At 37.2% G+C, this 15,333-nt stretch carries 10 protein-coding genes; 4 read left to right on the plus strand and 6 right to left on the minus strand.

All coding sequences use genetic code 11. The features are described 5' to 3' along the window. Positions 1–50: 50 nt before the first annotated feature. The gene (locus tag A1D18_RS01975) at positions 51–3,491 is read right to left on the minus strand and encodes a hypothetical protein (protein WP_071662150.1); all 3,441 of its coding nucleotides are present in this window, start codon (positions 3,489–3,491) and stop codon (positions 51–53) included. 407 nt (positions 3,492–3,898) lie between these two features. On the opposite strand from A1D18_RS01975, the gene A1D18_RS01980 reads away from it, so the two are divergent. Then, complete coding sequence (locus A1D18_RS01980; RefSeq protein ID WP_071662151.1) at positions 3,899–7,540, plus strand: hypothetical protein; 3,642 nt, start codon at positions 3,899–3,901, stop codon at positions 7,538–7,540. 89 nt (positions 7,541–7,629) lie between these two features. Further along, on the plus strand, positions 7,630–8,283 hold the full coding sequence (locus A1D18_RS01985) for an endonuclease III domain-containing protein (protein WP_071662152.1): 654 nt from the start codon (positions 7,630–7,632) through the stop codon (positions 8,281–8,283). Positions 8,284–8,379: 96 nt separating this feature from the next. Here A1D18_RS01985 and A1D18_RS01990 read toward each other — a convergent pair whose 3' ends face one another. Genes A1D18_RS01990 through rpoH form a run of 4 tightly spaced genes read right to left on the minus strand, consistent with a single transcriptional unit; the run spans position 8,380 to position 10,457 of the window. After that, positions 8,380–8,703: a DUF3579 domain-containing protein gene (locus A1D18_RS01990; RefSeq protein ID WP_071662153.1), complete on the minus strand. Its 324-nt coding sequence runs from the start codon at positions 8,701–8,703 to the stop codon at positions 8,380–8,382. A 56-nt stretch (positions 8,704–8,759) separates the two neighbouring features. After that, positions 8,760–9,398 carry a CYTH domain-containing protein gene (locus A1D18_RS01995; protein ID WP_071662154.1) on the minus strand — a complete coding sequence of 213 codons (639 nt, stop codon included), beginning with the start codon at positions 9,396–9,398 and terminating at the stop codon, positions 8,760–8,762. A 13-nt stretch (positions 9,399–9,411) separates the two neighbouring features. After that, entirely contained in the window at positions 9,412–9,588 is a 177-nt protein-coding gene (locus A1D18_RS06840; protein ID WP_171910805.1) for a CBU_0585 family protein, read from the minus strand. Further along, positions 9,585–10,457: an RNA polymerase sigma factor RpoH gene (gene rpoH / locus A1D18_RS02000; RefSeq protein WP_071662155.1), complete on the minus strand. Its 873-nt coding sequence runs from the start codon at positions 10,455–10,457 to the stop codon at positions 9,585–9,587. Before rpoH ends, A1D18_RS06840 begins: the two co-directional genes overlap by 4 nt. Before the next feature lie 122 nt (positions 10,458–10,579). On the opposite strand from rpoH, the gene ispG reads away from it, so the two are divergent. Together ispG and A1D18_RS02010 are read left to right on the plus strand one after the other, a co-directional pair. Further along, a complete protein-coding gene (ispG, locus tag A1D18_RS02005; protein ID WP_071662156.1) occupies positions 10,580–11,821 on the plus strand; it encodes a flavodoxin-dependent (E)-4-hydroxy-3-methylbut-2-enyl-diphosphate synthase in 1,242 nt (413 codons plus the stop codon). Between the two features lie 4 nt (positions 11,822–11,825). Then, positions 11,826–13,037 carry a L,D-transpeptidase family protein gene (locus A1D18_RS02010; protein WP_171910806.1) on the plus strand — a complete coding sequence of 404 codons (1,212 nt, stop codon included), beginning with the start codon at positions 11,826–11,828 and terminating at the stop codon, positions 13,035–13,037. 81 nt (positions 13,038–13,118) lie between these two features. On the opposite strand, the gene A1D18_RS02015 is transcribed toward A1D18_RS02010, so the two are convergent. Continuing rightward, complete coding sequence (locus A1D18_RS02015; RefSeq protein ID WP_071662158.1) at positions 13,119–15,311, minus strand: hypothetical protein; 2,193 nt, start codon at positions 15,309–15,311, stop codon at positions 13,119–13,121. Positions 15,312–15,333: the final 22 nt, after the last annotated feature.

Consider the following 15,333-nt stretch of genomic DNA (forward strand, 5'->3'; position numbering starts at 1 on the left):
ATCGATAGACGAAAAAAAGCCTGCATTGCAGGCTTTTTTATTTACCTCTATTATGAGTTTAATAATGAGCGAAATATCTGAGCGTTTTCACTGTCTTTTGAGCTTCCTGTTGAGATGACTGAACTTTCTTCAGAACTAGAAGAATGTGTTTTAGAATCTGAAGCGGATTGACAGCGATTATCAGAAAACTGTCTAGTTCTTGTAGGACGTTGATGGTTTGACATATTACTTTCCGCAGAAATTTTTTGAAAAAATTTCTGGTTACTTAAAGCTTTTTTCGCACCACGTTTTTCTCCTTGTTCAGCTGCCTGTGATGTACTATAAGTGTTAAGATAAAGCTTAGTTAGACTCAAGGGAAATTGAATCTGCCCCATTATCTCATTTAAATAATCTTTAGTTTGATCACTACCAGCAAAGCTGTTACTCGCAGCTATAATGTAACCCTCCGCTCTGCCTAAATTGCTCTTCATGTTATTAAACATGGGTTCCATTCGCTTAAATACATTGCCTAATTTTTCCATTGCAGAAGTATAGAGGGCTTTTGTTTCTTTTTTCTGTTCTGAAGTATGTTTAGTTTCAATCCTATATTTTTTGTAAGCATTACTATGATTATCTTGTAAAAAACTAACTTCTAGACGACAGAAATCTCGTTCCCGTTGTATTATTTGTAATACCTTAGATTTATCTTCTATGATTTTTTGATAGGTGTCTGCTACAGTGGGAATGGTGTCAGAATCTATTTTAGCTCGAATTTTTTCTATGTTTTCATTCAATGAGTGAACCAGGTTCTCAAGTTTGCTTAAGATTTCTTCTGATTGTTTTTTTATCTGAATAAAATTTTCCTCTGTTATATATTGATAGGTTTTTTCAAGAGTTTCTGTTTCTGCAATTGTTCCATTAATGGCTATAACCCCTTTTTCTGTATTGAGTGGCTCCATTTCAAAGCTTTTCGTTACCTCAGCTGCTTCTAGGTCAGAATGCCGATGCTTGGCAGGAAAGAGCCGATTCAGGCCAAAATACGTGAGTGAACTTGCTGTAATGGATGTGCCGATTTGAATACCGGTAGCCAGCGGATTTTTTATCACGCTGACAGCCGTTCCAACAAGAGGAAGCGTATTTTGTGCGATTGATCTTAGTTTGAATCGATTTGATAACAGCTGCGTAAATTCATTGATTAGTTGCAAACCTAGACTGAAACCAACGCTACTAATAAAAGTGGGAAGTGCTTGTAATAGCAGGTTGTTCCACAACTGCTGTGCCTCTTCTTCATTACCTTGATTAATAGATTCTTTTATTTGAAATAGTATCAATGGAAACGTGGCAGCAAGTGATGCATGAGCAAACAGGCTGCTATAGAGAAGTATCGCTTTTGTTGTCGATTTTTGTTCTTCTTGTTGAGAATACTTAACAGCAAAATATTGGATGATGCCGTTTAATATACCCGATCCGGCTCCATGGGCTGCCGATGCGCCGAATTCGATTGCAGAGGAGGTAACTTGCGGGGTATGAGCGCGATGATCTAAATTCGTAAGAGCAGTCGAGTTTTCTGTCAGCGTACTATTATCAAATTGTACGGAAGGTTTTTCAGCTTGACCGTGTGTAGCCATAGTGATGAGAGGTGCGATCGTACTATTAGATGTCTGTAACGTTTCATTTGTATTAACCGGAATAGCAGTTATCTGAGGGGGAACTATAATTGAATCTTTGGGTCTTAAAGTGGTTGCAATCACATCGTTAGAGGGTTCATTTTCAATCTGGCTATCTAAATTTATTAAGCTTGCTGGTCGGCAGCCCGTTAAGCCGAATAGTCGTTTACATTTACTGTTTAAATCGCGCTGAGTAATATTTGGTTTGAAAAAAAAGGATACCGCATCATTTAATTGATGAGAGTCTAGCTTGTCAGAATTCGATTTAATAAGTTTAGAAGCTGCTGCTACCGCTTCGGTCTTATAATTAACCGATTTTTTATGGTATATGTGACCCAAGCATTTAAATGATAAAGTTAATATTTTTGGCATATTACAAGCAGCAGGATTTTTGCTACACACTTTATTTACACTTTGAATGATATCTATAAAATCGTGATAGCCTGTTTCCAAAGCCTCTTTTCTATCAATATTTCGAGCTAAAATACTAAATAAATGATTACCTATGGTATCGTTGAGGCTCTTTAAGTCCGACGAATTATTAAGGATAATCGCTTCGTATAACTTGCCAAATTGCTTTAGAATATGAATTTGACTATGTAACTCTTGACTATTATTGTTATTTTTTATGATGTTAAATAGAAAAGAAGTTAACTTTTTTTCAGCTTGAGCAAAGCTGGAATCCAGATTGTTTTTTTCCTCTAGGTCGTTAATTAAATTTTTTATCATATTAAAAGCAATAGAACCTAACTTGAGAAAGTTAAATGTAAATTCTCTATTGGTTTTTAACACATTGTTTAAGAAAACCAAAATATGAATAGATTGCATGCGATCAAGTGTATGGATATTTTTATATATTTCGTTTTCAACTTGTTCAAAATGGGTGAAAGACGGTTTTTTATTAGAGTAATTTCCCTGAGTTATGCTTTGAAAAAGTTGAATATTTTCCGTCATGGGTCGAGAGCATTTAGCAAGGTTTAATAAATCCTGGCAATCCGATTGTATAGCCGCTTCATTTTTATCATCAAATTCATTTAGAAAAGTATAACCTGCCAGTTCTTTATCTTCAGTATTAAAATTACTTAACGTTTTTGAATGAATAATCTTAGACGCTAGTTCAGGAATTTTATCGTGAACACCTTGAAACTCCTCTTTTATTTTGAGCTTAAAACCAAACTGACCTAAGCTTTCAAGAAAATCCATTATGTTTTCTTTATTAGCAGTATAATTCTGAGAATTTAATTTCTGTATGACAGTTTCACTCAGTTTACTTGTATCTGTAACCAATGTATCGATTCCTTGCGGATCACCCGATGTAATACTGATTGAATTATTTTCACCTTTTTGATGTATAAGCTCAGGCGCTGCAAACGCTGAAATGTTATAGATGTGTAGTAAATTGGTTACAAACTTCAGAAAACTTGAAGACGTGACAATATCATTTTCAGAAAATTTGCTATTTTCATCGGTTATTTTAACCTCATACAGCGTGCTAAAATGATTAACTAAGGAAATTAATTTCTTTTTTTCTTCATTAGCCATATTAGTTTTATTAGCTATATGTTTTGTTAAGAAGTTTAATAAACTATTAAGACCGCCTGTTTCTAAATTTTTTTGCAAGTCAGAATGGATACAACTATTTTTTTCATCAGAATTAGAATCAGAAGAGCATTTAGAATCGTTGTCTATTGTACGTTGATTTGGATGATTTTTAATCCTGCTCGATTCTAATAGAATATCATCTATCGCTAGTTTAAAAATAGTTTCGTCAGTTAAGCGGGGATATTTTTCTTTAGTAAAGGTTCCATCAAGGATGTCATCAATAATCGAAGAGTTAGCTGTCATTTAACACCTATAAAAAAAGTAAAAAAATGATCCTCATCGTAAATGGAAAAGCTTAAGAGATCCTTAACCCCAAAATAAAGTTACTTTTTATATAATAAATATTTTTGATTTACAAAAGAAACTACCCTAACCCTCTTAGCAGACTAAGATTAAAAGTGTATGAATAATAATTTTGTTATCAATTACTTTAATACATAAGTCAAACTTAAGAAATCCTTAAGATTCGCTACCTATGCTGACACTGTATTCGTCTGATCGGGTCTTAAATATTTTTTGATCGAAAGGGTTAAGCTTAATCAGTGAGGTTTTCCCAAGCGTAGTTAAAACACGGAATCCCTATAAGAAAAAAATTATTTGAAGATTAAGTGATCACACTTATTTTTATACAAATATAAAGGGGGTTTTGCATGCCTGGCATAAGAATTAAAAATAAACTCAATTATCAGGAAAAAAAAGGGCTTACTGATCTTCTGACAGCGACAGAAACAGATTGGTATAAATTTTTTGATAATATAGGATCATTGATCGTTGAATATTCGCAATCTACTCATTCATCCAATAAAAAAATTAAACGCTCCATTTTTTTTAAATTTTTAAAAGCCGCTTTTTCAACGGATGCAATTAAAACCTTAACGGATAAAGAAAAAAATACACTATTTTCATTAACCGAAACTGAATTAACAGATAATACCTATGATTTTTTGAATATTGATGATCTTAAAATGTTGTATGAACGTTTTAATATTTTTTTGAGAGTGAAGCATGAAAATTGGGACGAAAAGGTTTTATCACTGATCACCGAATATGCTGAACGAATTGTAGACTCTAGAATTCGCTTAGATAAAAATATCGATCAACTTGATTGGCATTTTAGTAATTTCTTTTGGGTGTTGAATGTTAATTTTAGCCATTATGTAAAAATAAACAGAGATTATTTATCGTTTAAAAAAGTCTTTGATCCTTTACAAAAAATGAATAACGAAATTCGTCGTTGGGATTCAGATTCTATTTTTTCTTTCCGAACGGTGTTAGGAACTTATCGTATCTTACGTACCGACTTTAAAGCGAATAAGGAAATAAGCCACTTTTTGGATCAAACGACTAAGAATTATATTTCAAAGATAGTTAAATTAACGGAGCATCAATGTTTTTCTTTGACTGCGAATGAAATTAAAGAATGTGCTTATATCGAATATGTCAAAAATTTACCGGATTTTGAAAAAAACTTATTGACTCATTTATATAAAAAAGTGGATAAACAATATGTTTTTCCTAATGAATATGTTTATCAAAAATCGATATTCAACGTGACTATTTCATATCAAAAGCTGACAAAAGATGAAAAAGCTATTATTAATCAAGCTATTTCAGCAACGTATTCACGTGTACAGAAATTAAGAACAAGGCTAACGATTGAGTTTGAAAAACCAATTAAAGATCAAATTTTTAGATTATACATTTTTAAAACAAAGGAGGAATATGTTAAGTATGGACCTTTATGGGGGATCAATACAGCAGGTGGCGGCTATGCACAGGTACGTTCCCCTTCTGAAAATGATCTTCCCCTGATTTATTTCCGACCTTTGTCTGATAACGAACAATGGCATGAAACCTTTATTTATCAACAAAAAGGAGATACTCGAAATGGAGCTTTTAAAGAAGGGGGTAATTTCCGCAATTTAGGTCATGAGATTCAGCATGCTTTATTTTATGCCTTACTGGGTCAACAAGGATTACATTGTTTACCGTCATGGATGGTAGAAGGAGCCGCTAATGCTTTAGGTAATGAAAAGTGTTTTAAAGAAGAAGCGGAGTATATTAAAAGCTTCCAGGATAGACTCCCTAAAATAGAACGTATTATTAACATGAGTTATTCAAGTGGTGGCGATTTGTATTATTTTGGTAGTGCTTTATTTCGTTTTATCTTGGAAAAAAATCCTAGTTTGTTAAAGGAAATAATAAAAAAGGCACAGAATGAAGCGTCTATTCATGAAATCAATGGGTATATCAAGGATGGATTGAAAGCGGATGAAGAAACGTTTAATGATTGGTTAAATAAAATAATCAATGATTGTTCACTGAGAGAGACAAATAATCTCATTAAAGAAACGAGAGTCAATGATCTGTCAGTCCAATATAAAGAGGATTTAAAGAATAATCGAGAATTATTAAAATTTCTTCAGCATAAATCAATTGAATTTGTGTTTAATGATACTGTTTTTAACTTAACCCATGATGAGATAAGCCGCCATTCTAGAGATAAAACACGACAAACAATTTCAATGAGTGACTATGATTGGTTTAAAAGTGCGTTAGAAATTTATGTGTTAGATAACAAACTCACTGATCTTAATCTATCTCAGGAAAAAGAGACGATTATTGAAAGCTTGGTTGATTCTAAAGAAGGTCAATTTATTGGGCGAAAAATAGTAAAGATTTACATTAATGATGCAGAGCTCTCGCCGGAATCTAAAAAAATTTTAAAACCCCTTCTTGAAGAGTTTGTTTTAGGAAAATACTTTAATTTAAGTAAAAATTTAAAACGATCCTTTAATCGGGAAGGTGAAATCAGCCGAGCGGCGTTAACAAAAATTTTGAAATCAAAATTTAATCGCGAATCAACCTGTAGCCAATATATTGAAAATCAATTGTTTAGTTCCGTTGGGATGTTATCCGATGCGCCATCTAATTCTATTAGAATAGATAAAGCCATCTCAAAGCTTTATCAAAGAAGTTTAAATAAAAATAAAGCGTTAAAGAAATTTATTCAAAAATTCGGACCCATTCAATTGACGTTTAGTGATACTGTTTTTGTATTATCGATCGATGATTTAAGCCGTTATGATCTTGCAACAACACCACAGCCGATTACATGGGGAGATTTCCATTGGTTTGAAAGTGCGTTAGAAATTTATTCTATCAAGAATTACTTACGTAAAAAAAGATTAGATTATACTGAAAATAGAATAGCGGAAATATTGGATGTAGAGCTTGAATATGTTTCTAATCGCTGGATTAGAAATATTAATTCTGACGAAAATGACTGTTTTCGTTTTATGATGCAAAAATTTGTTTTATCATTCAATGTAAGTAGTGTTTTAAAAAATCGGCTTAATCAACTGAATGACAATCCTGCTGATAATAAGGGGTCTACAAACCAGCCATTAGTTATTAATGAGTCAATTTTAGGCGCGTTAACCCTATTTATATCGAATTCCAGTTTAATTTTAAATGCCTTAGTATCAAAGTCCAACAAAATAAGCCATATGAATGATGATGCTTGCGAGGAAAATAATAGCGATATCAATAGTTCTACGGGTTTACTATTAGGAGGGGCTTTTTTGGGTGTGGTATCGCTAGTGATAGCAGGACTTTCTTTTTGGCAATATCGAAGAAAAAAAGCAACTCCTACTCATTCAATGAGTCTAAAAAAGGATCTTCCTTCTGAAGTTGAAAAATTACAAGACTACCAAGTAAAACTGAACGCTTTAAAAGAAGCTATTAAGCGTAAAGTTTCTAAAGATGCTTACACTCTTTTGGAAATAGACTTTTCAACGATTAAAAATAATATCGAATTATTAATTCTTAAAAATAGAGAAGGTTTGAATCCAAGCAGTTTTTTTAATCGAGATCAAGAAAATCATGAAGAATATCAAAAAATATTTATAGAAGTGTTAGCTCTTTTAAAAAAGATAAAGGTGAATTTATTGGAGTTAAAGCTTAATTCCTTATATGACAAAGCGAATAATATATTAGTTGAACTAAGAAGCTTACATCCTCTTCCACAGGTTAGTGGGACGATTGAAGAGCAACCCTTAATGTCCTCAAATCATCTAACAAGCGGCAGTAAGCAGCTGGAGGGTAGCGAAATTGTACGCTATATTCCGTCTTTTTCTAGTTTTAGAAAAATTTCTTGGTTTATGCCAGAAAGGGCTGATTTAGGCTTCCCACCTCCTCCCTCAGAAGAATTGGAGAAGATGAATGATCGAAATAATGAAAAAAATGGACAACAGCCTATTTATGCAAATATTAGAATAGGGAGAAATTAAGGGGATTTTTTCATGAGAAAAAATACAGTTGTCCTAGAACAGGGTCGCTTATTTTGGAACTTAGACGTAGAATAATCACTTTTTAAGTGATGTCAGTGACGCAACAAAAACTACTCAGTATCTATGAGTGTCTGCTCAATCAATACGGTCGCCAGGCATGGTGGCCGGCAGACAGCCCTTTTGAGGTGATGGTCGGCGCAATACTCACGCAAAATACTCATTGGTTGAATGTGGAAAAAGCGTTAATTCTTTTAAAACAGCGAGTGCATTTAACACCCCAGGCACTCTTAAGCCTATCGACAGCCGATTTAGAAAGCTGTTTAAAGCCGAGTGGTTATTTTCGGATTAAGACACAGCGCTTACAGAATTATTGTCGTTGGTATTTAGAAAAAGGGAATTACAGCGGCTTAGATCAATTAAGCACAACCGAGCTGCGTGAACAATTTCTTAAGGTACAAGGGATAGGCCCCGAAACGGCTGATGATATCTTACTCTATGCCTTTAATCGGCCAGTTTTTGTGATTGATGCGTATACGCGACGTTTATTGCAACGCTTAGCTTTGATTCAAGGTCACGAGACGTATGAGGAGTGTCGTCAGCTATTTGAAACACAGCGACCAAAAAGTGTCGATCGGTATCAACAATACCATGCACTGATAGTTAAGCATGCCAAACAGCATTGCAAAAAAACTAAACCGGTTTGCCATACTTGTCAGTTAGAATCGATTTGTTTTTATAAATAGCATCTATTTCAGTACACTAAAAATGAGTAGTTAGGTAACTCATGTGTTGCAAAAAATGATTAGAGTCTAGGCAAAAAATAAGCCTGCAGTAAAGAGTTATTCTGTTTCTTCAGATTCGGTGTAGGATTCGTGGATTTTTAAGCGATTTTCACCGGCAAATTTCATAATACAGTCAAAAATATCGGGATTAGTTTCTTTTAGTTTGGGGTCGATAACGAGGCATTTAGTGCGGCTTTCATGATCCATCAAGGGTCGCAGTTGAGGAGAATACACCATGCGCCGATTAGTAAAACTGGCCAAACAACCGCACATACGCTCAGCCCAGTCACTAGGCCTGAATTTTTCGCCAGTTTCGGTGACTCCTTCTATCAGAATGAGTTTTTCTCTTTGGCTTTTATGTGTAGCAGTATTTTCTAACATAGATTTAACGTTTTTATTGAAGTTGCAGTGATAGTACCGTAATTGAGGGTAATTAACTATACATAATTAGATGACATTTTATTGTCATGATTATAGAGTAAATAGCCTCGTTCTGCCTTGCTACGCGTTTCTACGTTGAGCGGAATGGTCGATTTGAGAAGTTCGGCTATTTTATAGAGTTGTTGGCTATCACCTTGTTTTAATTCTAGCTCAATTTCATGTAAAACAGCTTGATTCGTGACGGTTTTGACCAGACCTTGGTCTAAAACTAATTCGATTTGAGTTCCCTCTGTATTTAAACTCCATGAACTGCGTTGAAAGTCCGTATGAAACAATTCTAATAAATGCTTATCCCCAAGGATGGTTTTTAGCTTGGTTATTAAGCTTGGGTCAGTGAATTGCTCGATATTAGGACTATTTTGTGTGACGGGTTGATCCCACTCGTGCCGATGTTGTAAATCACCTATCTGCTCACCCGCTGTTTTTAAGGTTTGTATGGTGCGGCCACCGGCTTCACGGACTCGCATCGACAATCCTTCTTTCCATAAAGCGAGGTCGGAAGTGTCAAAATAACGGCTGATGAGTTGTTCTACGGAGAGCGCTTGCGTACTGGCGAGCTGTAATAAAGGATGTTGTAGTAATAGGTTAACATCTTGAGGGGCAATGCGGAGTTTAAGTTCAATTTCTAGAAACATAACGATAACGTCTTCAAGAGTGAGTTTTAGTTTTTATATCACGTTTCATCATCAGTGCTTGGTATTGTGCTATTTCTTGCTCTTGTGACGCTGACTTCTCAGGATGTCGTTTATCAAAAGCGGTGAGAAATTTATCAATCTCACTGACAAAATTTCTATCAGGGTTAAGGTTTTTTTTTACGGGTTTCATGCCGCTTGTTCCTCGATCGCATGACGTAGCGCTTTAATTGCTTTTTGTTCTAATTGACGCACTCGCTCAGCGGATACTTGATAACGATTGGCTAATTCTTGCAATGTTATTTTAGGTTCAATTAACCAACGATCCCGGATAATGTTTTGTTCTCGTTCGTCCAATTTGGCCAACGCTTTATACAGATGATCTTGACTGGACTCGGTGCTGTCACTAGCTTCGAGTAAACGAGCTGGGTCGTAACGATTATCTTCAAAATGGATATCGAGTCGTGGATAGTGAGTGGAGTTGGCATCCTTATTGTCATCCTGACTGATATCCAAGCTCATATCGTTGGAGGCCAAACGAGATTCCATTTCACGCACGGTTTCTGGTTTAACACCGAGATCGCGCGCAACCGCTTCGATTTCTTTTTGGTTAAACCAACCTAAATGTTTTTTCATTTTACGTAAATTAAAAAATAATTTACGTTGTGCTTTTGTAGTGGCTATTTTAACAATGCGCCAATTACGTAAGATAAATTCCTGAATTTCGGCTTTGATCCAATGAACGGCAAATGAGATCAGGCGCACGCCTACTTTAGGGTCAAAACGTTTAACCGCTTTCATTAAACCAATATTCCCCTCCTGAATCAGATCGGCGAGTGCCAAGCCATAACCCATATAAGTTTGTGCAATATGTACGACGAAGCGTAGGTTAGCAATAATAAGCTTTTTGGCAGCAATCAGGTCTTGGTGTTGGTAATAGCGTTCTGCGAGTTCGGTTTCTTCTTCAGCGCTTAATACCGGGATTTGTTTTAACCGGGCAATATAGGCGTCGGTACTGTTGATGGGAAGTGTTTGATAAAGTGTTTGTAAGTGAGTATTCATGGCTATCTCCGTTGTCTTTTAGACTTGTTTTAGTAGGTTCACTTGACTTCATAATGTGCTAGAGTATACCGCAATAGATTCCTATTTTCATCCGTACTTTCAAAAAATAAAGGAAATTTTCTATGGCCGAATCTGAACCTCTCACCCCGGTCGTACGTCGCATCAGCACCCCCGTTCAAGTGGGCTCGGTTCAGCTCGGTGGCGGAGCACCTATTGTTGTTCAATCCATGACCAATACCGATACGGAGAATGCGGTGGCTACGGCCCAGCAGATTATAGAATTAGCTCAATCGGGCTCAGAATTAGTTCGAATTACCGTCAATACGGAGCAAGCGGCCCACCAAGTCCCTTTTATTCGCGATAAAGTCCGTGAGTCGGGGTATTCGGTGCCGATAGTGGGTGATTTTCATTATAATGGCCACCGTCTTTTGCAGGCTTATCCGGATTGTGCCAAAGCCTTAGATAAATACCGTATTAATCCCGGTAATGTAGGCTATGGCGAAAAGCGAGATGCCCAATTTACGCAGATGATCGAAGTGGCACTGAAATATAATAAGCCAGTACGAATAGGCGTGAATTGGGGTAGTTTGGATCAAGACCTGAGCTTACGTGAGATGGATAAAAATGCAGCGTCTGCGCACCCACGTTCTGCGTCAGAAGTATTACAGGAAACCTTAGTATTATCGGCTTTACTGAGTGCCGAGTTGGCTGAAAAAATTGGTATGCCCGCCAGTATGATGGTCCTATCCTGTAAGGTGAGTCGGGTTCAAGATTTGATAGCCATCCACCGCAATCTCGCAGCACGTTGCACCTATGCAATACATTTGGGTTTAACTGAAGCAGGAATGGGTTCAAAGGGGATTGTTGCTACCACGGCTGCTTTAGCGGTGTTATTACAAGAAGGTATCGGTGACACGATTCGGGCTTCATTAACACCTGAACCGGGTGGTGATAGACGTCGTGAAGTGGTGATTTGCCAACAGATTTTACAAGCGCTGGGTAGGCGCGCTTTTATGCCGTCGGTATCCGCATGCCCCGGTTGTGGACGTACCACGAGTAGCTATTTCCAAGAATTGGCTACCCAAGTTGAAGGCTATATTAAAGAACGTATGCCGATTTGGTCGAAAAAATATACGGGTGTAGAAAATTTATCTTTGGCGGTGATGGGATGTATCGTGAATGGGCCGGGCGAGAGTAAACATGCCAATATTGGCATTAGTTTACCGGGTACGGGTGAACATCCGATTGCGCCGGTCTTTGCTGATGGGCGTAAAATAGCCACATTGCGCGGTGAAACGATTGTGCAACAATTTCAACAAATTGTAGAGGAGTATGTGCTGACTCATTATGATGAAAAAGGATAACAAAATGCATTACTTACAGTTAAGGAAATTTAAAGTGAGCTTGATGCTCAGTCTATTTTCTGTCGCGACATTAACGCAGGCACAAACCGATTCAAAGTCGTCATCTATAACCGCGTATCAACGTTTGGAAAAAAAATTAGGCGTATATCAACAGGCAGCTCAACATCCTTGGCCGCGCTTACAGACGAATCAACTATTATCGATAGGCATGCGGGGTCCAGCGGTTGCGGTGTTGCGTCAGCGCTTATGTGCAACGAAAGATTTGGTTGAAAGTGCTTGCACTCATGTGGCTAACCCGAATGATTTTGATGAACACGTCGAAGAGGGGGTTGCTTTCTTTCAAGAACGTCATGGATTAAATGACGATGGGATAGTCGGCGCAACGACACGGCAAGCGTTGAATGTGTCAGTGACACAACGGTTACATCAAATTCAATTCAATTTACAGCGTTGGGCACGGTTGATAGGCTTAGCAAATCCTGCTTATATTTGGATTAATGTACCTGATCACCGTTTACGTTTAGTTAAAAATCATCATGCGGTGTTGACGGCGCGGGTTATTGTCGGCAAACCGTCGCGACAAACACCTGAAATTAATTCCAAAGTGACCCGTATTATTTTAAACCCTTATTGGACAGTGCCTCCTGGAATTGCACGCCGAGAGATTATTCCAAAAGCAATGCGCGATGCGAATTATCTGAGTCGCAATCACATTCGACTCTTTGCAGCGAATCAACCGAATAAAGAATTAGATCCCCGTGCAGTGGATTGGCTTGCCGTGAAAAAAAATCCTGAACGTTATATTTTACGCCAGGATCCAGGCCCCTATAATTCATTGGGACAAATTAAATTTGAATTTGCTAATTCACATTTAGTTTATTTACATGATACACCCTCAAAAGCGTTATTCGATGCTGAGCGACGTTTGTTTAGTTCCGGTTGTGTCCGCTTAGAAAATCCGTTTGAATTTCTTGAGGCCTTAGAAAAACTTGATCCTTCTTTACAACAAGCGGCCTCGTCTATCAAAGCGGCTTTGGAGTCGGGACGTACTACGGTGATTAATTTAAAAACACCGATACCCATTCATCTGACTTACATTACCGCTTGGGTGGATAAAAATGATGTCTTACATTTTTGGGATGATGTGTATGGTCGTGACCCCGTGCTTCCCGCTGATAAAGAACAATTAGCCAATGATTTGCCAGAACCTATCTAAGGATAGACTCTCTGCTATCACTGTTCTAGTGTGTAGAGCGTATCCCCGCTGCATTTTTATTATGGAAGAGAGTCGCTCATTCTATTGGATTTTCGCCACGTGAATGAGACGTATCTGCGAATGATTTTCCAAACCTATTGTCTGATATTCTGATGATCGGCAATAAGTAAAGAAAGATGAATGTAACAGGGCGCTTGTAAATCTCGAGAGAGAAACACTATTCCAAGCGTGTCTTATTGCTTCTGCCACAGAAAGAGTTTCTTTTGGACTGCTATCATAATTAGCTGGGTCTTCCTCAATCAGCGATACCCTAATCTCGCGATGACTATTTTTTGCTGAGGTATCCTCAATGACTTTTAATTGACTAAATGGTAGGTGAGTTTTCAGTTTTAGTAAAATAGATAAACTACACCCGGTTAAACAATATCCAATGAGTGTCCCGCCTGTATACACACTAATACCGATAGCAAGCTCCAGATAGCTATAGGAGTTACCCTGATTAGCGATACAAGCGGTCAGAATAGTCAACGCATTGGTTAAGCCAATTCGGGTAATCCAGTGATGGCGGATAGGTTTTATGAATATCGAAGCGAGTAGAGCAGACAGATTAACTGCATAAGGAAGCGCTAAGGGTAAAAATTCATCACTATTTAATCGGTCCATGAGATCAGCTGTTTGAAATAGCTGTCTATTTTCATCCAAAAGGGGTATCAATAATTGTCTTGCCTTTTCCTCAGTAATATGTTGATGCATGGCATAACTGGTTAGTCCGGTATGGATGACTAATTGAATCAATTGAGGTAAGCGTTTCCAATAGCCAGAAGCATTAAAAGGATTTTCATTGAAGTAGGAAGAAACAAACCCCTCAGCACGCTTACTGAGGCCTGTGACTAGGCCCGCAACAAAAAAAGGGACTGTATTCAATACGAGTCTAGAAAAAAACTTGTTTCTTTCGTAAAAATATAAATTGGATCCGGGTACTGTCTCCGAGTTAAAGAAAGGTATCCATGTCGTATTGTCTATACGATTAAAAGGTTCACTGTTTGGAACAGAGAGACAAAGAGAGGATTCAATGTATGTAGTATTACTTTGTGTATTGTGGCGCAACAATTGTAATGTACTTGACGAGTTAGCAGAAGGCTGATCGACGGGATAAAAAGTAATACGGCATTGGATAGAGGAGTGCCAAAGATCAAGAAAACCTTTGCCTATCATCAAAGTGCAGCTGTCTCCTTCTTTCCTCGGAAAACCTGAAAACTGTGTGCCATTGCGCTCTTGTAAAACGCTTGTGATAATTTCACAATGTATATTACGCTCGTTGGGAGAAACCTGAAAAAGACTCTTAAGGTCCACGATGTAGCAATGACTCGAATTGATTTCTAATTCCTTGGTGTCAGCAACAACAATGAGTTTTTGCTTTTGATACCAAGGATTAACAAAAATTTTAGTTAACTTTAATAGATAGCGATAGGAGATCTTATTATTATTGGTTGTGAACGCAAAAAGTGGAGTAGGTTGCGTTAACGCATGCATTTTAGGATCAATGATCCGAGCAGTTTTATGTAGCGTATGAAAATCACGTTGCGTGAGTAAACCAAAACCAAGATTAAAAGCATCAAAGTTGTCGCTATTCTCATTTAATCCTAATAATGTTTCATAATAGTCTATGGCTAATTTGTGGGGATAACCCTGATTGGTTAAGCTTTCCATAACGGTAGTTTTGGGTGCAACCCTTCCCCCTCCCATGACCACGCGAATTAATTCTAGTGAATAGTGCATAGGACTCCATGGGTCATAGTATTCTAAAAAATTTTCCGATGGTAATTTAGTAGGACTGTTAAAATATTCAATCATACCGAATGAATCGGGATGTACCTGTTCGTGATTTCTCCCTAACGTATGCAAAAGCTCGTGAATGATAGAATCTACATTATGTGTCTTCCAATCGCCTCTCCATCCTCCACCAATAAAGCACGAAATGTAGCCATTTTTATTTCCATTCCTATCCTCTTGAGCCCCCATTAGCGCTTGGCATTCAGAATGATCGACCACAATATGGCGCGTTTTTTTAACTGAAGGGGCTTGTATATCCACCTTAAATTGGAACATTGGAAAAAGAAGTCGATTTAAACTATTAGCGGCCTGGCGAATCGCTTGTTCAAGTGAAGGGGCTTGTTTTACTTCATCTGTCAAATCAAGATAAAAATCGATAGGGGTTGTGTCAGGTGAACGTGAATTATCTAGAGACCAGCTGCGGATATTGGAGTAGCGCATTCTTATTATTCTCTTTTATCTA

Origin of the sequence: Candidatus Rickettsiella isopodorum (assembly GCF_001881495.1) — a bacterium.
Lineage (GTDB): Bacteria > Pseudomonadota > Gammaproteobacteria > Diplorickettsiales > Diplorickettsiaceae > Aquirickettsiella > Aquirickettsiella isopodorum.